This window comes from Paraburkholderia phymatum STM815 (assembly GCF_000020045.1).
Lineage (GTDB): Bacteria > Pseudomonadota > Gammaproteobacteria > Burkholderiales > Burkholderiaceae > Paraburkholderia > Paraburkholderia phymatum.
In genome coordinates this window covers 890,727-911,650 of the sequence record NC_010625.1, presented here as the reverse complement: position 1 = coordinate 911,650, position 20,924 = coordinate 890,727, and the positions used below count along the sequence as shown (strand labels likewise).

Sequence of the window (20,924 nt, the reverse complement as noted above, 5' to 3'; positions counted from 1 at the left end):
CTGGTACGAGCACCATCATCCCCAAAGCCATGAGCGTTGCTCACCATAGGCGACATGGCGAACCCGGTGTTCGGTCGTCGGCCGTCGCAATGTTCAATGCTTTGCCGTGTGACCGCGCCTGCCGACGTCCCTGCGTTTCATGCCGCGTCGCCACTTCAGCCTTCGCTGCTCGATCAGCACTTTCCAGTCAAGTTTCATCAGAACGTACACGGATCCAAGAAGGGCAAGCTGCAAGACGATGAAGTAGCCGCTCAGATACCCGCCTTCCATCGGTGACTCGATATCGATATAGGCGGAAGCGAGCCGCCCAAGGTAAGCCCAGACTGAATAGCTGATCGTACGGCCAGCAAAGAACGCAGCACCAATGACGGCAAGCGGCAATCCGGAAAGTCCATATGCGATGAAGAGGTAGTTCGAAGGAAACGGACCCAGTGCGTAAAGAAAAAACGCACCCACCGTCAGCTTCTTCCGTTTCTTCAACCACGCTTCAACGACTTCGATGTTCTGGCGGTCCGCGTCGCGCATCAGACGCCCTCGCAAGAGCAATCGGGCGAATGCCGCGAGTACCAGCCTTCCGGTGGTCGCCGCGCTGGCGGCAACGACGGCAAAAACGAATGGATTGCCCTCGGGAAGATTGAAGCCGACCCAGGACATGGCCATCCATGTAGGGGGCGCGAAGGCCGGCATGAGATTGAGCAGCAGAACGACAACGAACAGCGTCGCCAGCGTAGACATGTCCAGATTTCCCGTGCGATTTTCCACCATTCAAGCTTGCCGCCCGACTCGATATACCGCTTGAGGTACACGAGCAGACCAGGGGACGCGCGAGCTTCAAAAACGATGGTGGTAGTCCAGGCGGATCTTCGCCGGCCAAGGCTGCTCAACGGTATGGTCGCGTCTGCTGGGCAAGGTGCGTTGATTCAGGTCAAGCGTTGCCGGCATGCCAGCTCACCTTCACTTCGAGACCGCCGAGGCGCTTCGAGCGGCGCACGCTGACCGTCGCCGCGTGAAGGTCGACGATCCGCTGAACGATCGACCAGCCAAGCCCGCTGCCACTTTCGGTCGTTCCCCGAACGCGAAAGAAGCGCTCACCGAGCCGCGGGAGATCCGCATCGGCGAGTCCGGGGCCACTGTCTTCCACCGACAGGACAGCGCGCGCGCCATCCGTCGCCGTTCTGACCGATATCGACGCCCCGGGCGGGCTATAACGGATGGCGTTGTCCACGAGATTACGCACCAGAGCAGCAAGCAACATGTCGTCGCCTTTGACCTGGCACGGCCTTTCACTGTCGAACTCCAGCGACTGCCGCTTCGCGATCGCAGTCGGCGCCAGTTCTGCGACGACCCGCTGTGCAAGCGCGCCCAGATCGATCTTCGTGAGTGTGAGGGTTGCCCCGGACTCCAGCCTGGAAAGCACCAGCAGCTGGTTCACGAGACGCGCTGCGCGGTCGCACCCTTCGATAGTGGCGCGCAATGCATGCTGACGGAGGGCATCGTCCGCTTCTGCCAACGCAACCTGAGCCTGCGTCCGAATCGCTGCGATAGGCGTGCGCAACTCGTGTGCCGCGTCAGCCGTGAAGCGGCGCTCCGCCTCCCATACCGTCTGGATACGCGCGAAGAGCTGATTGAGCGCGTCGAGTACCGGCGACATTTCGGCAGGCGTTTGATTCATCACGACGGGGGCAAGATCATCTGCGCCACGCTCGGCGATGCTGCGGCCCAGTTTCTTGAGTGGCGTCACGCCGTGCCGCACCGCCCACCAGGTGGCAAGGCCAAGAAGGGGCAGGGCGGCAGCCATAGGCCACAACGTACCGCGCAGTACCGCCAGCAGGATTGCGGTGCGAGAATCGATACGCTCGCCGACATAGATGCGTGTATCCTCGCCCGTGCCTCGTACGGAAAAGACGCGCCACGCCGTGCCGTCTATTTGCACGGTTGCGAAACCCTGCCCGGCCTCACCATGGGCGGGAACCATGGGCCCGGTCGGTGCATTGGACGAACGCACGACTGCCTGTCCCTCGTGAAAGATCTGGAAGGCAACCTTGGGTGCGTACGGATGGGGGACGCGTGTATCGATCTCGTCATCGTCGTCGATCGATTGCGTCTGCTGCACGATCAGCAGCGCTGCCGCCTGCGCGAGGTGACTGTCGAGCAGCTCGTCGAGTTCGCTGCGGGCGTCACGCCAGATGAAAAGCGCGGTAATCAGCCATACGCCGATCACGCCGCCAATGACCAGAACCAGCAGACGTCCCTGCAAAGAGCGAGGCAGGATCGTCACGTCGCGCAACCCTCTCGCATCAGTACGTACCCGACGCCACGAACTGTCCTGATCAGGTCGCTGCCCAGCTTGGCGCGCAGGCGATGGATGTGCACCTCGACCGTGTTGCTCTCTACTTCGCGACCCCAGCCGTACATGGCCTGTTCCAGCTGTTCGCGCGACATCACGCGGCCCGCATTGAGCATCAGCACGTAGAGCAGGTCGAACTCGCGCGTGGAGACGGTGACGGGTTCTCCATTCCGGTAGACAAGCCTTGCCGCCGGTTCCAGTATGACGTCCTGCACTTCCAGCTTTTCCTGTGGCTGGCCGTGCGCGCGACGCACGAGTGCTCGTAGACGGGCGGCGAGTTCCAGAAGATCAATGGGTTTGACGACGTAATCGTCGGCACCGATGTCGAGTCCACGGACGCGATCGGGCACAGTGTCGCGTGCGGTCAGCACCAGTACAGGCATGGTCACGCCCGCGCGACGCACCGACGACAGAACGTCGATGCCATCCTTGAGCGGCAGCCCGAGATCGAGCACTGCCGCCGCGTAGGACCGGGTACGCAGTTCCGTTTCGGCAGCGTGTCCGTCGCGAACCCAGTCCACCTGAAGCCCCGCTTGCCGAAGGCCAGCGCGAATGCCATCGCCAAGCAACGGATCGTCTTCGACGAGCAGGATACGCATTATGTTCCTTGACAGTTGTCAGTCGGCGTCTTCGCGGTCGGTCAGGTGTGAAGCCGATGCGTTGCTACTGGGCGCTATTGGCGCAGGTGCGAGTTGCCACTGCCACCACCAGAACGCAAGGACACTGACGAGCACGATCGCCGCGACGCTTCGCCACGCTTCCCTGATGCCTTCGTCGGTGTGTCCGAACTTGTGTCCGCTCAGCATCGCGCCGATCAGGTTCTCCCGATGGAGCCAGCTGCTCACCGCGACCCCGGCCACATGCACGCCAACCAGCGCAAGCAGGAAGCTGGCTAAAGCCTCGTGTACTTCACCCAGCCCGTTTCCTCCGACATCGTTATAGGTCGCCCAACCGGTCATGGTCAATGCACCCGCCAGCGCCAGCATGGCGACGATGACGACCGCGCCCGCCGGGTTGTGTCCGATATGGCGTTGCGGGCGGCCACGCACGATTCCAAGGAGATAGCGCCACACAGCGGTTGGGCCGCGAACGAAGCTGGAAAACCGGGCATATTTCGTTCCGACCAGCCCCCACGCAACTCGAAAAATCACGAGACCACCTGCCGTGTAGCCTAGCGCGACATGGACGAGCCGCCAATGCTCGCTTTCCGCGGTCAGCCATGCGCCGGCAAAGCAGGCCGCGAACAGCCAGTGGAAGAGCCGTACGGGCGCGTCCCAGACCAGAATGCGACGTTGGGTTGCGTCACCTGCGTTGCTGCTATTGCGGTATGCGGATGAAGTGTTCATTGAAGTTTCCTTGTTCGGCGCGGGTATGGCACGCTGCGCAATTTGACGCGCTCTTGATCATGGGACGCTTCCATACGTCGGCGGCCACTTCTGCATGCTCCTCCCGGAACCAGTGAGAGCGGGTAATGCGATCTTCGGGCGGAGCAGCGTGCGCGGCGGTGTCGCCTGCCGAATTGGCGGCAAGCCACGTTGATATCTGCCTGACGGAGTCGGCGTCGAGCGATGCATCCGTGCCGAAATGGTGCTGCAGGTTGCCGAGAATGCGCTGCCATGACGCGGCAGGCAACATACCCGGCGGATACGCAAGATGGCAGGTCGCGCATTCCTGCCGATACCTGGGCAGCACATTGACCTGGCTGGCTGTCCCTTCCGGTTCGGCCGTAGCGATCGAGGCCGTCAGGGCAGCGAGCAGTGTAACGATGCCAACCTCAACAGAACGGGACACAAGCTGAAAACGCATGGGAAGCGCTCCGGGTGGAAAGAACTTTCGATAATGGAAAGAGCCGCCTACGGCTTGAGCGTCAAAAGCCAGGCTAGCAGATCCGCCTTCTCGCTTGCGCTGCACTCCCGTCCGACGACATCGTTGCAATTGCGACGAAACCATTTCTCGGTCTTCGATGCGTCGGTAAAGCGCTCCGGGTTAAACGCAGGGGCTAGCGGTGCGATCGCCTTGCCAGTAGCGGCATGCCTGCCGGTCTGCGTGGGCACTGCGCCGTGGCACGAAGCGCAACGCCACTCATGGCCATGTGAAGCACCGAAGAACTGTTGGCCACGCGACGGGTCCGGTTCCGCATTGCCCGACTGGGTACGGTAAGAGCCGAGAAGTTCGGATGGCGTGGCAGCATTTGCTGCGGCCATTGAAGTCATCGCAAGGATCAGCAGAAGTGCCCCGTACCGACCCGACAGCGAAAGAAGCGATTTGCTCACGAGAATCTCCGCTAGATGCAGATCATCGTGGGCGAATTTCCTTACCGGAGTCTTAACACTTAAATTTCACCGCTTGCTCTGATCGCGTTTGCAATGGCTGGAAACCGGGTCAGCCTTCAGCTTGCGATGTCCGTTATCCGCACGCGCATAACGGCAAAAATCACACTTCATCGGATTTCTTTGCGTGAGCACAAAACCTGATCCCAGCGAGTCGATCCGTTGACACGCGTCAAGGGATGGCGCTGATCGACGGGTACTGTTGAAGCAAGACAGCTTCGTTCCCGCTTGCTGCCGCCGCGGAGGCTTCCATGAAAGCGCTTCTGTTTCCCGTTGCAATCTGCCTTGCGTTGAGTTCACCGATGCTCCATGCGGCGTCAAAGGACCCCGCTGCATCACAAAGCGCGTCAAAGACGCAGAGTCCGGATACCGCGGGATTCGACAAGAATCTGGCTCGGTTCCAGGAGCAGATGAAGACGATGCAGGCGCAGATGGACCAGATCCGTAAGACGCACGATCCAAAGGAGCGTCAGAAGCTGCTGCAGCAACACTGGGCGACGATGCAAAGTGCGATGACCACGATGCACGGGATGTGGGGCCCGGGCATGATGGGGCACGGCATGATGGGGCAGGGGATGATGGGCGGCGGCTGGAGTCATATGGGAGGGTACTACTCCGGGCTCAGCGCCGAACAACTTCGGCAGCGACAGTATATGACTGACCAGTATCTGCAGATGCAGCAGGAGATGATGAACAACTTGATGTGGCAACAGCAATTCTGGATGGAGCCTCCGTCGTCACCTCAGTAGGCTGCGTGAGCGAATCACCGAATGGCATTTGCATTGGGACTCGACGTTGACGGCAAGCAGGAGCGGAGAATTGCTGCCGTTCTCGAAGGGGCATCGAGCGGCGGCAACGCCATTTGCGTCGGCCAGCGTTTACCATCCAACACGCTGAGCATGTTGGCCGACAGTCGACGCGCAAGGCGCTACAGACGCCATCAATAACCTGACGACGGGCGTACGGGTAACGGGCACTGAATCCGCACTCGCTGACGATAAGGCACATTCCGCAACAGCGAGAGGGCCATTCGCCGACGGTCGTCCGTACGCACGCGTCAGTGGCCGTGATATGCCTGCGTGCAGCTACAAACCGCGACGCTGTCGTTTCACCGCTGCGCGCTTGACTTCGAGCGACGGCGGGCGCTCGGTGAGTCGTGGAGACGAATCGTTCTTCTTGCCAAAAAACTGCTGCCGGTAGGCGGCGGGCGTCATCAGCTTCGTTGCCTTGAACTGCCGGTTAAAGTTGGCCACGTTCGCAAAGCCCGACCGGGCGGCGACCACGGATATAGGCATATCGGTATCTGTCAACGTTCGACATGCGTGACCGATACGCACGCGAGTGATGTACTGTCCCACGCTCTCGCCCAGGTGCTGCGTAAAATGCCGCGTCAGTGTGCGTTCAGACATCCCCGCAGCCTTCGCGAGTGTTACGAGCTTCAATGGACGTGCGAATTGCGTGTCGATCAATGACAGTACCCGATTGAGTTGGTCAGGCACGTATCGCGAGGTAGCGCCGGTACGAGCGTCGAAGGCGCTGGGTAACGTCAGAGGCTCAGCTGGTACGTCTGACAGCCAGACAAGAATATCGAGCACGGCTATCAGCCTCACCCGCGCATCTGTCGAGAGCAACCGGTCAAGCTGCGCGCGCACGTGCGTGCCAGTGCCTTTTGGGAATGCAAGTCCGCATGCGGCACGTCGGAGAAGATTGCGCAGGTCTGCGTACTCGGGGCACAGGTCAGTAAACCGTTGCACCCACGAGCCATCGAACCATACGACGATAGCCACCTGGGGCTGAGAAGCGTTGATGGACCGGTTTGATGACCACGTATGCGGCAGATCTGGCGGGACGAGCACCAGATCGTCGTCGCCATAGACGGCGACCGAGTCTCCGATATAGCGCCTGCCTTGACTATTCATCGTCAAGGTCAGCTCATATTCCGGATGGTGGTGCCGTTCGAACGGAATTCGCGGCAGGCGGCGATTGTAAACCCGCACCGAACAGCCTTCTCCGAAATCGACGTGCTCGTAAGCTGCTTTCATGGCTCAAATAAGCGTTCGCAGTATTTTCTGAAAGACGGATGCCGGTTACGGCTCGTCGCTCCTCGCTAGCAACGCACGCACACGTTCTCCGAACGTCAGTTTCGAAACCGCGCAAGAACGGATACGCGCAAGCCGCCGATGGTAAACCCGGACTGCACAGTCCTCCCCGAACTCGACGTGCTCGTCAGCAGGTTTCATGGCCGGAAACGCAAATCAATTGCCTGAATAGTATCACCACGGCTCACATGCGCGTCATATCCTAGCGCCACGAAATTCACGAGCGGAGACAAACATGACGCTGCAAATCGACGACTTGCCGGCTGCAATCAGGCAGGCAAAAAAGGAACTGCGCGCGGCGCTGCCGAATTACCGGGAGGTCTTCGCCGACGTCGAACGAGCAATCGGCGAAGAGGCGAAGCGGATTGCCGCGCAGCGTGTTCGTGGGGAAGCCGTCATTCCGGAGATTCTGTATTCCGACATTGCCGGGCAACGTGTGACTGCCGCGCAGATTGCGCTTGTGAAGGCACGCGGCGCATGTGTGATTCGCAATGTCTTCCCTCGCGCGCAAGTGCAGGACTGGGACGACGATATCGCGCACTACGTCGAGCGAAACCGCCTCGACAAGCGCCTCGAAAATCGCGCCGAAGACAAATACTTTGGTCAGTTGGCGTCGAGCAAGCCGCAAATCTACGGCGTGTACTGGTCCAAGCCTCAAGTGCTGGCGCGTCAGTCGGAATCGCTGACGGCAGCGCGGGTATTCCTCAACAAACTCTGGCGAAACGAGAGTGACGGGCGCGTTCATTTCGATCCGGAGCATGTGCCTGTTTATGCCGACCGTCTGCGTCGGCGTCCGCCTGGGTCGGCATCACTCGGTTTGTCGGCGCATTGCGACGGCGGGTCGGTCGAGCGCTGGATCGAAAGCAATTTTCGCAAGGTGTATCGCCACGTGTTTTCCGGCAACTGGCGTGACTACGATGCGTTTGACGCCGCTTTCCGAACTGATGTGCAAGAGATTGCGTCGCCCGCCGTCTGTTCGATGTTCCGCACCTTCCAGGGCTGGACGGCACTGACGCCGCAAGGCCCTGGCGACGGCACGCTGCAGCTGGTGCCCATCGCCAATTCGATGGTGTACATCCTGTTGCGCGCGCTTCAGGACGATGTCGCCGACGACGACCTGTGCGGCGCCATGCCGGGGCGGGCGCTGTCGATCAAGCCGGAATTTCACGCGCCCCTGTTTGAAGCTTTGTCGTCGATTCCCAAAATGGAAGCGGGCGATACCGTCTTCTGGCACAGCGACGTGATTCATGCCGTTGAAGACGAGCACAAAGGCGCGGGTTACAGCAATGTGATGTACATCGCCTCAGTGCCGGCCTGCGCGAAAAACGACACATATCTGAAGCGTCAGTTGCCGAGCTTCCTGAAAGGAGAAAGCCCGCCTGATTTCCCGACCGACCATTTCGAAGTGGATTTCACCGGCCGTGCGACGGTCGATGACCTGACACCGCTTGGCAAGGCACAACTCGGCTTTAATCTGTAGTTGAAACGGGCACGCATGCGCGCTCGCGCCTGCGTCGCACCACCCCATAAAGATAAATTCGGAGACTGCAATGAAACAATTACTGATGCCGGTTGCGGCGGCTGTCGCGCTGCTTGTCGCAGGTACACATGCTGTTCGCGCTGCAGAACAGATTTCCGTACTTCACTGGTGGACCTCCGGTGGCGAGTCGAAGGCCATCCGGGTGCTCAAGGACGACATGAGCAAACAGGGCTACGAGTGGAAAGACTTCGCTATCGCGGGCGGCGCCGGCGCGGCGGCCATGACGGCATTGAAGACGCAGGTGATCTCGGGCAATGCACCGTCGGCCGCTCAGATCAAGGGGCCGCTGATTCAGGACTGGGCCGAGCAAGGGACGCTGGTCACGGTCGATCCGGCCGCGGCCGACTGGAAAGCGCACACGCCCACGCAAATCGATAGTGATGTGAAGGCGGGCGGTCACTACGTGGCGGCGCCGTTCTCCGTCCACAGAATCAACTGGCTGTGGATCAACAAGGCGGACCTCGATAAGGTCGGCGGCACGCCGCCGACGACATGGCCGGAGTTCTTCGCGCTCGCCGACAAGTTTCGCGCCGCGGGCATCACGCCTGTCGCGCATGGTGGGCAACCGTGGCAAGACATGACGATCTGGGAGACGGTCGTGCTGTCTCAGGGTGCGGACTTCTACCGCAAAGCGCTGGTCGATCTCGATCAGAAGACGCTGACGTCGCCGCAGATGGTGCAGGTGTTCGAGACCGTCCAGAAGATTCGCACTTACTTTGACAAGGGCTACCACGGCCGCGACTGGAATCTTGCGACCGCGATGGTGATTTCCGGCTCGGGCGGCATGCAGTTCATGGGCGACTGGGCCAAGGGCGAATTCGCCAACGCGAACAAGAAGGCAGATGTCGACTATATCTGCGCGGCCGCGCCCGGTACGTCGAACGCCTATACGTATACGGCCGATGCATTCGTTTTCTTTCAGCAGAACGGCAAGAAGGACGCGACGCCGGGGCAGATTGCGCTCGCCAGGACGATCATGTCGGTCGATTTCCAGCAGCAGTTCAGTCTCTACAAGGGTTCCATTCCAGCGAGGCTGGATGTGCCGATGGACAAGTTCGACAGCTGCGCCAAAAAATCGCGTGCAGACGAGCAGGCGACGATCAAGACGGGCGGATTCCTGCCTTCGCTGGCCTTCGGCGAACTTCAGTCGCCCGTCACCGCTGGTGCGATCACCGACGTCGTGACGAATTTCATGAACTCCAGTGAGGATGCGAAAGAAGGCGTGCGCAAGCTCGCGGCCGCTGCGAAGGTCAAGTGACAGCGCGTGCCGGCCGATCAGAAGACGCGCAACTTCACTCGTGAAAAGGGGAGAAAGATGGATCCCGTAGCAAAGCGAAAATGGCCGCGTTCAGGGCTCGAAACAACGGTGATGGGCTTCGGCGCCGCGCCGATCGGCAACATCTTCAGGCCGATCAGCGAAGAGGATTCGGCGGCATTGATCAAGGCAGCGTGGGATGCGGGCGTACGCTATTTCGACACCGCGCCGATGTATGGGCATGGTTTGAGCGAAGCGCGCTGCGGGCAGGGACTGCGTTGGTATCCGCGCGATCAGTTCGTGCTGTCCACCAAGGTCGGGCGCCTGCTCAAGCCGCGCAAACGCGCCGACATCGACTTCGCGCCGTGGGTCGACGGACTGCCGTTCGAAACGGTTTTCGACTACAGCTATGACGGTACGATGCGTTCGATCGAGGACAGCCTGCAACGTCTGGCGCTGGAGCATATCGATATCGCGTTGATCCACGACATCGATGTCTTTACGCACGCAGAGCGCCAGCCCGAGATGTTCGAAGCGGCGATGGCGGGCGCGTCGAAAGCGCTGCTGAAGTTGCGTGACGAAGGAGTCGTGAAGGCGGTGGGGCTGGGCGTCAACGAATGGCAGGTTGCACACGAAGCGATCCGCAGGCAGGATTTCGACTGCCTGCTGCTGGCGGGCCGCTACACACTGCTCGAGCAGGATGCTCTCGACGGCTTTCTGCCGCTGTGCGAAAAGAGGCAGGTATCGGTCATACTCGGTGGCGGCTACAACAGCGGCATTCTCGCGACGGGCGCGGTGCCCGGCGCGAAATACAACTACGCGCCCGCGCCCGAAGCCATTCTGGAGCGCGTGCGCAAGATGGAGCAGGTATGCCGAGACTACTCCGTACCGCTCAAAGCCGCTGCACTGCAGTTCGTCCTCGGCCATCCCGCGATCCCGACCAACATTCCGGGTGTACGTACGGTCGCTCAACTCGAAGACAACCTGCGGACATTCCGGACGGAGATACCCGCCGAATTCTGGGCCGAACTGAAGCGCCGCAACTTGATCCGTCACGACGCGCCGACGCCGCAATAGCGTTGGACTAAGTCCATGGCCCGCGCTATATGGGACTGCCTCACTTGCGGCAGTCCCGCAGCGAGGCAGTCCGAGCCGCGCGCTGCGCGGCCGCGAACATATGGCGCATTGATCGACGCGAGTCGATGAATGCTCATATGACGCAGAACGCATCTCAAGCCTGACTAAGGCTCTGCGACGTCGATATCGAGAAGTGCTGTACTGATCGACTTGCCATGCGCGTCGAGCGCGAGCGAACGCGTGACGCCGCCTCCGAGCGCATGTCCGAGCACGAAATTGAATGCCCCTAGAAGCGGCAGATCATAACGGACGACATCGCCTTTCACGACATCGGCGAGGTGGGCCTTGACACGCTCGGGCGTCAGCGTGTCGCGCAGATGCCCGTAATGCTTCGCGTCGAAGCAGATCACGGAAACGTTGAGCGTATTTCCTTTGTCACCGGTGCGGCCGTGTGCGAGTTCACGCAGTTTCATCGCTGGCCTCCACGATTTCGAAAATGGGACTGACCTGTTCACGCGGCAGCAGCACGGACTGCACCGCGAGCACTTCGCGAACCGCTTTCGTGACACCGCCGCCGCCCGCCGGTCCGTTGGTGTAGAGCGTTTCGACCTCGTTGCCGATGCGCGCCGCTTGCGTGGCGTCCTTTGCGCGGCCGGTGACCCGCACGCGAACTTCGTACGGTTCGTCGTGGCCTGCGGCGACGCTGTCCCCGTAAAGCGCATTCACGCCGATCAGATCGAAGCGCAACTCGCTTGTGCTGACACCCGTGAACGCGAGGCGCTCGCGCACGGTGTCGAGTGCCAGCCTTGCCCGCGCGACCGCGCCCGGTCCGCCGTAGGAAATCTGTCCTTCGCCGATATAGCCGTCGACATAAGCAACCGACACCTTCAGCGTCGCCGTGCGTGCCGTGCCGCGCCCGCCCGTTACGCGCACGCGGTCCGTCGCCTCCTGCGCGACGCGGACTTGCGTGAAGTCTGCGACGACATCCGGCTGGTAATAGCGCGCCGGGTCGTGAATCTCATAGAGCAGTTGCTCCTTGCACGTCGCCTCGGTCACGCAACCGCCCGCATGCGGCACCTTGCCGATCACGACGTTGCCGCTCGCATCCACTTCGCCGACAGGGAAGCCGAGCCGCGCGAGATTCGGCACGTCCTTGAAGCCCGGGTCCGCAAAGTAGCCCCCCGTCACCTGTCCCGCGCATTCGAGCAGATGACCGACGACGGTGGCTTGCCCGAGCGTATGCCAGTCATCCATCTTCCAGCCGAATTCGTGAATGAGGGGCGCCGTGAACAGCGACGGGTCCGCGACGCGCCCGGTCAGCACGACATCGGCGCCTGCCGCCAGCGCGGCGACGATGGGCGCTGCGCCGAGATACGCATTCGCCGAGACGATCCCGTCGGCATATGCACTGACGTCGTCGCCCGATTCCTCGAAGCGCAGCGACGATCGCAGCACGACATCGAGCACGTCGTCGCCCGTCACGGCTGCAATCTTCAGGCTGTGCAAGCCGAGTTCGCGCGCAATCTGCGCCGTCTTCCGCGCAGCGGCGCCCGGATTGGCGGCGCCCATGTTCGAGACGATGCGCACGCGGTTCTTCGCCGCGACGGGCAACACGGCGCGCATCCGCGCCTCGAGCAATGGGTCGAAGCCTTGTGACGGATCGCGGCGGCGCGCCTGCTGCGCAATCGCGATGGTACGCTCGGCAAGACATTCGAACACGAGATAGTCGAGCGCGCCGTGTTCAGCGAGTTCGACGGCCGGTTCGATGCGGTCGCCCGAGTAGCCCGCGCCCGTGCCTATCCTGATGTGGTCTCTCATGACGTCATCCAAGCGCAATCAAAGCGCAATCAAAGCGAAAACACGCCCAGCACGACGCTCGCGATCGTCATTACGATCGTCGCGCCGAACAGGAGCGGAAACGTGAACTTCTGATGGTCCGCGAGATCGATCCCGCACAAGCCGACGACGAGAAACGTCGCGGGCGTCAGCGGGCTCACGGGAAAACCCGTGGTCATCTGACCGAGCAGTGCGGCCTGGCCGACGTGCACGGCCGGCACGCCGAGTTGCGACGCCACTTCCGCGATCACCGGAAGCACGCCGAAATAGAACGAATCGGGATCGAAGAGCATGGAGAGCGGCATCGACATCACACCGAGCGCAACGGGGATGTGCGAGGCCATCGTGGGCGGCACGAAACCGACGGCCGCCTGAGCCATCGCCTTCAGCATGCCGCTGCCCTGCATGACGCCCGTGAAGACGCCTGCCGCGAGCAGGATACCCGCCATCATCAGCGCGGCGCGCGCGTGAGCATCGATGCGCTTTCGCTGCATGTCCACATTCGGATAGTTCACCATCAGCGCGATGCACAGGCCGACCATGAACATGATGGCGGGCGGGATCTTCTCGCCCATCGCGACCATCGTGCCCAGCACCACGATCGTCAGGACGATGTTGAACCAGAAGTTCTTCGGGCGGCGCAGCGCCTGTTCCTCCGGCGTGAGCTTGCGCTCGGGCATCGGAACTGAGCCGCTTGCGTGTGAGTAGCCGAGACGCTTCTCCTCGCGCCGGCCGAGCCACCACGCCGTGCCGAACACGAACACGAGACCGATCGCCTGCACGGGAATCAGCGGATTGAAAAGCGATGAAATGGGCAGATGCAGGGACGCGGAGGCGCGGATCATCGGCCCCGTCCACGGCAGGAAGTTGATGCCCGCCGCCATCGATACGGCCGCTGCGAGCACGCGCTTATCCATCTGCAGGCGTTCGTAGAGCGGCAGCATCGCGGGGATGGTGACGAGGAAGCAGACTGCGCCGGAGCCGTCGAGATGGATGAGAAGCGCGAGCAGCGTGGTGCCCATCACGATGCGCGTCGGCTTCGTGCCGACCGCACGCAGGATGCGATCGATGATGGGATCGAGCGTGCCCGCATCCGTGATCGTGCCGAAGTAAAGAATCGCGAATACGAACATGCCCACGACGGGCGCCAGGCTCTTCAGTCCGTCGATCACGAACTTGCTCGTCTGCAAGCCGAACCCGCCGATCAGCGACGCCGCGACGGGAACGATGATGAGCGCGACGAGCGGCGACATGCGTTTCGAGAGTATCGCCCCGAGCAGGATGAAGATGGTGGCGAGGCCGAGCAACGGCAACATAAACGCGTCTCCGAATCTTGATTTGTAGTGAGGTCAAGCGTAAGTTCGAAGCGGCGATAACACAATTGAAATGATTTGATCGCAGTTATTACAAACCATAATGGATCTGAACCTTCGCGATATCCGTGCGCTCGTTGCAGTGGCCGAGGCGGGCAGCTTTACGCGCGCGGCTGAGCGCCTGCATTTGTCTCAGCCGGCGCTCACGGTGCAGATACGCCGGCTGGAAGACGCGGTCGGCGCGCGTCTGTTCGACCGTAACAGCCGTCACGTCGCGTTGACGGCGACCGGCCGCGAACTGCTTCCGCTTCTGCGCAAATCGCTGCAGGATATGGAAACCGTGTTGCGCGATGCCCGTGCATTAGGCGAAGGGGAAAGCGGCACCGTGCGCGTCGCGTGCTTGCCGACGTTCGCGGCGAGCGTGTTGCCCGAGTTGGTCATCGATATGAAGCGAGACGTGCCGCGCGTCGTCTTCCAGATTCGCGACGTCGTCGCGAGCACCGTCAATGCGCTCGTGCGCAACGAGGACGCGGACGTTGGTCTGACGGGCGGCGAGGTTCTCGACCCGACGCTCGAGGTCTTGCAAACGGGCGTGGACCGGCTCGTCGCCGTCTGTCCGCAGGCGCATCCGCTGGCGAGAAAGCGGCGTCTTGGCCTGAATGATCTCGCGCAGGCGCCGCTCGTGCTGACAGCACCGGGCACGAGCGTGCGAGCGGTCGTGGATGCGGCGCTGAGTGAGTCGAGCGCGCCACTCGATATCGCTTGCGAACCCACGTACATGATGACGGCCGTCGCGATGGTGCGCGCGGGCCTGGGCGTGACGATCCTGCCCGAAACCGCACGCGAGGTGCGCGCTGAGGCGGGGCTCGTCGTGAAGAAGATCGACCATCCGGCGTTCGTGCGGTCGATCGCGATCGTCAAGAAAAGAGGCAGGACGTTGCCGGCGATAACGGAGAAGTTCGTGACGCTGATGCGTCAATGCTTATGACGCAAGGCATGGAGTGAGGCAAGGCTATCAGGCGTGCGTGAACCTTCGGCCCGGGCCGCGTGGCCCGGGTTTCATTGCGCCTCGAGCGCGCCGAGACGGGCGCGTGCGATCTCATCAGGATGCAGGCAGTGATACGCGTCGAACAGATGAGAGCATAGCTGTGCGAGGTCCGCGAGATTGACGGCCTGGTCCGGGTGCTCGACCTCTCTCGCATTGAGTATGTCGTCCAACACCGGGGCTAGACGACGCAGTTGCCGGAATGTCTCCAGATCTAGTTCCATATCGATTCCTCTAGCCGCAAAACCACGGCTCTTCGTGCTGGCCGATTGCGCTGCCCTGTCACGGCCCTCGACCCACACGCTAGCATTTTCATAAATCCTGCGCAGAGTGTGGTTCCGTACAACGTCATGCCTATGACGCTATGCGAGGTATGGCGTTCCCGATTTCTTTACGCATCGCACAAATCGCGCAAAGAAGCATGTCAGGACTTGCCTGCTTCCCGGCGGCCGCCTGTGCTGTCGGAACAGGCGATTCCGCGCGGATTCGCGGCGCCCAATGCGGGCAGTCTTGTGCACTGCACAGCAAAGCGAATTGTTAAATGCGCAGAAAAGGGTATACGCTTACGCAACTTCCCTACGGAGGCTCTCACTCGTGTCCACTCTCCTTGCGCAAGACGGACTTGTTGCGACGTGGTGTCGGATCAACGCTGGCGCCGAATCGGGCGGCCTGCAGTGTTCGGAGCTGAATGCGCATGGCGAAGCCGTGCCGCACGCACACCCTTCGGCTCGACGGCAGATTGTCATGACCGACATCTACTGCCAGATTGCCGAGCAGATCGGTCACGTCGCAGCCATGTCGGTTGCGGTGACGACGCGCTCGTTCGGCATCCGTGTGCCGGACGTCGTCTGGATGCCGCCGGAGAAATGGGACGGAATCGACAGGGATCGACCTGTTCCGTTTGTACCGGATTTGTGCGTCGAAGTGCTGCTTGACCGAAGCGTCTGCCAGGACATCGCGCAAAGGGTCAGCGCCTACCTGGAAAGCGGGGCCCGTGAAGTCATCGTGGTTGATCAGCTCGGTGAATTGCAATTCTGGGGCGTGGACGGCGCACGACAGGTCTCTTCGCACGGAATAACCTTGTCGCTCGAGCCTCAGTATTTCAACGTGTAGCGCAATCTTCGCGTGCGGGCGTTGGCGGCCAGCGGACTCATTGCAGGGATGGCCGCAAGCCCATTTGCAGGCCTCGACCGAATCGCGATCAATCAGAAGTGACGGCCATACCCGACAAATCCCGCTCGTCCATACCGCCAGTCGGCTTCGTCCGCGTGCGCGGTGCACGCGAACACAACCTGAAAAATATCGACGTCGAGATTCCGCGAGACGCGCTCGTGGTGTTCACAGGCGTGTCCGGCTCCGGCAAATCGTCGTTGGCCTTTGGCACGCTATACGCGGAGGCGCAACGTCGCTATTTCGAGTCCGTGGCGCCATACGCGAGACGGCTGATCGAGCAGGTGGGCGTGCCCGAAGTGGACGCGATAGAAGGGCTGCCGCCGGCGGTGGCACTGCAGCAGCAACGCGGCACACCCGGCGCGCGTTCGTCAGTAGGCAGCGTAACCACGCTGTCGAGCCTCGTGCGCATGTTGTACTCGCGCACCGGCAGCTATCCACCGAAGCAGCCGATGCTGTTCGCCGAGGACTTCTCGCCCAACACGGTGCAAGGGGCTTGCCCCACATGTCACGGGTTGGGCCGCGTGTACGAGGTCACCGAAAAATCGATGGTGCCCGACGATTCGCTGACGATCCGTGAACGCGCCATCGCCGCGTGGCCGCCTGCATGGCATGGGCAGAATCTGCGGGACATCCTGGTCACGCTCGGCTACGACGTCGATACGCCCTGGCGCGATCTGCCGAAGAAGGATCGCGACTGGATCCTTTTCACCGATGACCAGCCGACTGTTCCCGTCTACGCGGGCCTCACGCCCAAAGAGACTCGTGCGGCGCTCAGGCGCAAGGACGAACCGAGCTATCAGGGCACATTTACCGGTGCACGGCGCTATGTGCTGCATACCTTCGCCAACACGCAGAGCGCGCTGATGAAAAAGCGCGTGTCGCAGTACATGGTCGGCAACGAATGTCCGAACTGCCACGGCAAACGTCTCAAGAAGGAGGCGCTTTCGGTGACATTCGCAGGACTCGACATCGCCGAGTTTTCACAGCTGGCACTTTCGGGGCTTGCCGGTATGCTCGAGCCGATCGCCCGCGGAGAATGGCGGGAGCAGGGCAAGACGCCGGCAGGGGAAGGCGGCGTGCTCAGCAGGCGTGCAATGCAAAACGCCGTTGACAAGCGGATTGCCTCGGGCGGTTCAGCGCACAAGGCATCGCCTGATGTTCGGCGTACACCCAACCTCTCCGAAGAGAAACGCCTCGCTGCGCAACGCATTGCCGCGGAGTTGCTGGAGCGGCTGAGCACGCTCATCGATCTGGGGCTCGGGTATCTCGCACTCGATCGCAGTACGCCCACGCTGTCATCGGGCGAGTTGCAGCGCTTGCGGCTGGCGACGCAACTGTCGTCGCAGCTCTTTGGCGTCGTGTATGTGCTTGATGAACCATCGGCCGGTTTGCATCCCGCCGACGGCGAAGCGCTCTATCGCGCGCTTCAGGCACTGAAGGCAGCCGGCAATTCGCTGTTTGTCGTCGAGCACGATTTGCAGATGATGCGGCGCGCGGACTGGCTGGTCGATGTCGGTCCCGCGGCCGGCGAAGCGGGCGGCCACGTCGTGTATAGCGGACCGCCCGAAGGGCTGGCCAAGATCGAAGCATCACAGACGCGCCGTCATCTTTTCGCCGAGTCGGCGCAGGTCGATCACACACCGCGCAAGGCGGCGGGCTGGCTGCGGCTCGCTAATATCACCCGCAACAATTTGCATCAACTCGACGTCGCGTTTCCAGTCGGCTGTCTGACGGCGGTGACGGGCGTATCGGGTTCAGGCAAGTCGAGCCTCGTGAGCCAGGCGCTTCCGGAACTGGTCGCGAGCCGGCTGGGCAGACCCATCGAGAGCCCGGACGATGACGAACAGAACCCGCTGCTCGCGATCACGGCGGCACCGACAGGCGGTCATATCGCCGACGGGATGGATGCGATCAGGCGGCTCGTGTGTGTCGACCAAAAGCCGATCGGACGCACGCCGCGTTCGAATCTCGCGACCTATACCGGCCTTTTCGATCACGTGCGAAAGCTCTTCGCGGAGACGCCGAGCGCGCGCAAGCGTCGTTATAGCGCGGGGCGCTTTTCGTTCAACGTCGCGCAAGGCCGTTGTCCCACCTGCGAAGGCGAGGGGTTCGTGAGTGTCGAACTGCTTTTTCTGCCGAGCGTGTATGCGCCATGCACGACCTGTCATGGGACCCGCTATCACGCATCGACGCTGGAGATAACCTGGCGTGAAAAGAACATCGCCGACGTACTGAACCTGACTGTGGACGCCGCGTGCAGTTTCTTCGAGGACGAAGCAGGGGTGATGCGCTCGCTTGTAGCACTGCGCGACATCGGTCTCGGCTATCTGCGGCTCGGTCAGCCGGCGACAGAGTTATCCGGCGGCGAAGCGCAGCGCATCAAGCTCGCCACGGAACTGCAACGCGCGCAGCGCGGAGATACGTTGTACGTCCTTGATGAGCCGACTACAGGGCTGCATCCCGCCGACGTCGACAGCTTGATGATGCAGTTGCAGGGGCTGGTCGACTCAGGCAATACGGTGGTGCTGGTCGAACACGATATGCGGGTGGCCGTCCAAAGCGATTGGGTGATCGACGTCGGCCCGGGAGCCGGCGCAGCGGGCGGAACGATAGTGGCGAGTGGCACGCCACGGGAAGTCGCTCGCCATGCGGACAGCCAGACCGCCGTGTACTTGCGGTCACTCGTCGTGACGTAGAGGGCCTCCGCAAATCGCATCGAATGGCAGTTCCTGAATCACGCAGCGATTGGAAGGGCTCCCCGTATCGTCTGCTGCGGCCGCGCCCTCACGCTTGGTGCGCACATTGCCGTCAGCCTGTTTCCCTTTTCCGCCAACATTAAAACCCGCGAATGGGAGCTGATGGCTCGCATACAGATGTGCAATTGCGTCGGTGTGCGGTCATGATGCATTGCCCATGCCGCCACGTTGCGTCGTACCGCCCATTTCCGCAAGCCTTTTGCTCATTAGGAATGCCTCCCACACGCAGCCAAAAGTCGAACCTTACGGGGCCTTTCATTCCGCGCGCATGAAAACGTGGAATGTCAGGGTCAACCCTTAATTCCTCAGACAAATGGCCGTTAACTCGCTCAAGTCTTATCCAGACGGGAAAGGTAGTCGACGCTGGCTGTTCGGTTTCACCGCTAAAGCGTTGGCTGTCCGCCGCATGGGAATCGCGCGTCGCTGCTTTTGCGGCCTGACCGAGGATTACTCAGTATGCCGCGTGCGGCCGCTTACCAACTCTGAGCAGGAGTTATGAACAGATGTGGATTGCAAACCTAAGGATTGGAGCTCGTCTCAGCTCCGCATTCGTGCTCATCGTCGCGCTGATGATTGGCACGACGGTCGTTGGGATCGAGCATCTCAAGTCCAGCAGCACCAGGATGGACACAATTGTCGGCGAACGCTATGCGTTGATTGCCTTGAGCAATCAGATCAAGAACAACGGTTACCGGGCCAACGCCATCCTGAGCAACCTGCTGCTGGTCAGTACCGAAGCGCAGGCCAAAAAATACATGGACGACTATGCCGTCATCCGGAAAACCAACGCCGACGCCTATGCGAGACTGGAAAAGCTTCTGCATAGCGACGACGCGAAGGCGTTGTTCAAGGAGCAATTTCAGGCGCGCACCGTCTACGGCGGCAGTGTCCGCAAGTTCTTCGATCTCGTAAAAGAGAACCGGCAACAGGATGCACGCGATCTCTATCTCGGCGACCTCGCGCGTCAACAGGACGAGTACTACGTGCTGGTCGACAAGATGGTCGACTACCAGGCGGCTCAGATGCAAAACGACGCCGCGCGAGCGGCCGACGAGGGCGGCAACGCCAGGGTCCAGATGATCCTGCTGTCCATCGGCGCGATCCTGGCGGCCGGGGCGACGGGCTTTGTCATTACGCGAGGCATCACGCGGCCGATCCACCGTGCCGTGGACCTTGCGGAGGCGGTGGCACAGGGTGATCTGACCCAGCGTCTCGAAACGGGCTCGAACGACGAAATCGGCCGGCTGCAGCATGCGTTGAAGAACATGATCGAGAATCTGCACGACATTGTCGTCCGCGTACGTGCGGGCACCGAAACGATCACGCGGGCGTCTCGCGAAGTCGCGAGCGGAAACATGGACCTGTCGAGCCGTACGGAACAGCAGGCGAGCGCACTGGAGCAAACGGCCGCCGCGATGGAGCAGCTCACGTCGACCGTCAAACAGAACACGGATAACGCGCTCGAGGCCAACCGCGTCGCCCTGAGCGCTTCCGAAACTGCGGCAAAAGGGGGGCAGGCCGTCAACCGTGTGGTGGACACGATGAGTGCCATTAACGTTTCGTCGCGCAAGATCGTCGACATTATCGGGGTGATCGAAGGCATCGCATTCCAGACCAACATCCTCGCACTGAACGCTGCAGTCGAAGCTGCACGCGCCGGCGAACATGGCAGGGGCTTCGCGGTAGTGGCGTCGGAAGTGCGCAGCCTCGCCCAGCGCAGCGCCGTGGCCGCGAAAGAGATCAAGACGCTCATCGACGACTCCGTCAGCCATGTCGACGACGGCAGCAAGATCGTCGAGGAAGCCGGGCAGATCATTCGCGAAGTCGTCAGCAGCATCGCTCACGTGACGGCGATTGTCGGCGAGATGAGTACATCCAGCCGGGAGCAGAGCGACGGCATCGAACAGATCAACCGCGCCGTCACGCAAATGGATCAGGTCACGCAGGAAAATGCTGCACTGGTTGAAGAGAGCGCAGCGGCAGCACAGGCGCTGCATGAGCAGGCTGCACAGCTCTCCGACATGGTCGCGGAGTTCACGCTGGACGATGCCGGCGGTCGCGATCTGCAGTTTCAACCCTCGATGGCACGCGCAAGCGGCTCTCCGAGCACGGCCAACGTTGCGTCGCAGCCGCTGCTGCTCGGTGCCAGCTGA

19 protein-coding genes are annotated in these 20,924 nt (G+C 61.5%); 8 read left to right on the top strand and 11 right to left on the bottom strand.

What is annotated here, in order from left to right:
* Positions 1–93 precede the first annotated feature (93 nt).
* The 6 genes from BPHY_RS31530 to BPHY_RS31505 form a co-directional block, all read right to left on the bottom strand.
* A complete protein-coding gene (locus tag BPHY_RS31530; RefSeq protein ID WP_012405527.1) occupies positions 94–735 on the bottom strand; it encodes a hypothetical protein in 642 nt (213 codons plus the stop codon).
* A gap of 190 nt (positions 736–925) precedes the next feature.
* Positions 926–2,278, bottom strand: coding sequence for an ATP-binding protein (locus BPHY_RS31525; RefSeq protein ID WP_012405526.1), 1,353 nt, complete (start codon positions 2,276–2,278; stop codon positions 926–928).
* The gene (locus tag BPHY_RS31520) at positions 2,275–2,946 is read right to left on the bottom strand and encodes a winged helix-turn-helix domain-containing protein (protein ID WP_012405525.1); all 672 of its coding nucleotides are present in this window, start codon (positions 2,944–2,946) and stop codon (positions 2,275–2,277) included. Before BPHY_RS31520 ends, BPHY_RS31525 begins: the two co-directional genes overlap by 4 nt.
* A gap of 18 nt (positions 2,947–2,964) precedes the next feature.
* A complete protein-coding gene (locus tag BPHY_RS31515; RefSeq protein ID WP_012405524.1) occupies positions 2,965–3,693 on the bottom strand; it encodes a cytochrome b/b6 domain-containing protein in 729 nt (242 codons plus the stop codon).
* Positions 3,665–4,153, bottom strand: coding sequence for a diheme cytochrome c (locus BPHY_RS31510; protein WP_012405523.1), 489 nt, complete (start codon positions 4,151–4,153; stop codon positions 3,665–3,667). Before BPHY_RS31510 ends, BPHY_RS31515 begins: the two co-directional genes overlap by 29 nt.
* 47 nt (positions 4,154–4,200) lie before the next feature.
* Positions 4,201–4,560: a DUF1924 domain-containing protein gene (locus BPHY_RS31505; RefSeq protein WP_176061948.1), complete on the bottom strand. Its 360-nt coding sequence runs from the start codon at positions 4,558–4,560 to the stop codon at positions 4,201–4,203.
* Between the two features lie 368 nt (positions 4,561–4,928).
* Between BPHY_RS31505 and BPHY_RS31500 the strand changes: the two genes are divergently transcribed.
* On the top strand, positions 4,929–5,426 hold the full coding sequence (locus BPHY_RS31500; RefSeq protein WP_012405521.1) for a hypothetical protein: 498 nt from the start codon (positions 4,929–4,931) through the stop codon (positions 5,424–5,426).
* Between the two features lie 336 nt (positions 5,427–5,762).
* Here BPHY_RS31500 and BPHY_RS31495 read toward each other — a convergent pair whose 3' ends face one another.
* Positions 5,763–6,719 carry a helix-turn-helix domain-containing protein gene (locus BPHY_RS31495; RefSeq protein WP_012405520.1) on the bottom strand — a complete coding sequence of 319 codons (957 nt, stop codon included), beginning with the start codon at positions 6,717–6,719 and terminating at the stop codon, positions 5,763–5,765.
* A 292-nt stretch (positions 6,720–7,011) separates the two neighbouring features.
* On the opposite strand from BPHY_RS31495, the gene BPHY_RS31490 reads away from it, so the two are divergent.
* The 3 genes from BPHY_RS31490 (at position 7,012) to BPHY_RS31480 (ending at position 10,648) form a co-directional block, all read left to right on the top strand.
* Complete coding sequence (locus BPHY_RS31490) at positions 7,012–8,256, top strand: DUF1479 domain-containing protein (protein ID WP_012405519.1); 1,245 nt, start codon at positions 7,012–7,014, stop codon at positions 8,254–8,256.
* A gap of 70 nt (positions 8,257–8,326) precedes the next feature.
* Positions 8,327–9,574 carry an ABC transporter substrate-binding protein gene (locus tag BPHY_RS31485; protein ID WP_012405518.1) on the top strand — a complete coding sequence of 416 codons (1,248 nt, stop codon included), beginning with the start codon at positions 8,327–8,329 and terminating at the stop codon, positions 9,572–9,574.
* A 57-nt stretch (positions 9,575–9,631) separates the two neighbouring features.
* Positions 9,632–10,648, top strand: coding sequence for an aldo/keto reductase (locus tag BPHY_RS31480; protein ID WP_012405517.1), 1,017 nt, complete (start codon positions 9,632–9,634; stop codon positions 10,646–10,648).
* A gap of 164 nt (positions 10,649–10,812) precedes the next feature.
* Here BPHY_RS31480 and BPHY_RS31475 read toward each other — a convergent pair whose 3' ends face one another.
* Genes BPHY_RS31475 through BPHY_RS31465 form a run of 3 tightly spaced genes read right to left on the bottom strand, consistent with a single transcriptional unit; the run spans position 10,813 to position 13,800 of the window.
* Positions 10,813–11,121: an AtuA-related protein gene (locus BPHY_RS31475; RefSeq protein WP_012405516.1), complete on the bottom strand. Its 309-nt coding sequence runs from the start codon at positions 11,119–11,121 to the stop codon at positions 10,813–10,815.
* The gene (locus BPHY_RS31470; protein ID WP_012405515.1) at positions 11,108–12,466 is read right to left on the bottom strand and encodes an acyclic terpene utilization AtuA family protein; all 1,359 of its coding nucleotides are present in this window, start codon (positions 12,464–12,466) and stop codon (positions 11,108–11,110) included. The genes BPHY_RS31475 and BPHY_RS31470 overlap by 14 nt, the downstream gene beginning before the upstream one ends.
* Positions 12,467–12,495: 29 nt before the next feature.
* Entirely contained in the window at positions 12,496–13,800 is a 1,305-nt protein-coding gene (locus BPHY_RS31465) for a CitMHS family transporter (RefSeq protein WP_012405514.1), read from the bottom strand.
* Between the two features lie 100 nt (positions 13,801–13,900).
* Here BPHY_RS31465 and BPHY_RS31460 point away from each other — a divergent pair, with 100 nt between their 5' ends.
* Positions 13,901–14,785 carry a LysR family transcriptional regulator gene (locus tag BPHY_RS31460; protein WP_012405513.1) on the top strand — a complete coding sequence of 295 codons (885 nt, stop codon included), beginning with the start codon at positions 13,901–13,903 and terminating at the stop codon, positions 14,783–14,785.
* A 71-nt stretch (positions 14,786–14,856) separates the two neighbouring features.
* On the opposite strand, the gene BPHY_RS31455 is transcribed toward BPHY_RS31460, so the two are convergent.
* Positions 14,857–15,066: a hypothetical protein gene (locus BPHY_RS31455; protein ID WP_012405512.1), complete on the bottom strand. Its 210-nt coding sequence runs from the start codon at positions 15,064–15,066 to the stop codon at positions 14,857–14,859.
* A gap of 520 nt (positions 15,067–15,586) precedes the next feature.
* Between BPHY_RS31455 and BPHY_RS31450 the strand changes: the two genes are divergently transcribed.
* The 3 genes from BPHY_RS31450 to BPHY_RS31440 all read left to right on the top strand — a co-directional run bounded on the left by BPHY_RS31450 (position 15,587) and on the right by BPHY_RS31440 (position 20,924).
* Positions 15,587–15,955, top strand: a complete 369-nt coding sequence (locus BPHY_RS31450; protein WP_244257782.1) for a Uma2 family endonuclease — start codon at positions 15,587–15,589, stop codon at positions 15,953–15,955.
* A gap of 98 nt (positions 15,956–16,053) precedes the next feature.
* Entirely contained in the window at positions 16,054–18,711 is a 2,658-nt protein-coding gene (locus BPHY_RS31445; protein ID WP_012405510.1) for an excinuclease ABC subunit UvrA, read from the top strand.
* Between the two features lie 563 nt (positions 18,712–19,274).
* Positions 19,275–20,924 (top strand): methyl-accepting chemotaxis protein, encoded by a 1,650-nt coding sequence (locus BPHY_RS31440; protein ID WP_012405509.1) that lies wholly within the window; start codon positions 19,275–19,277, stop codon positions 20,922–20,924.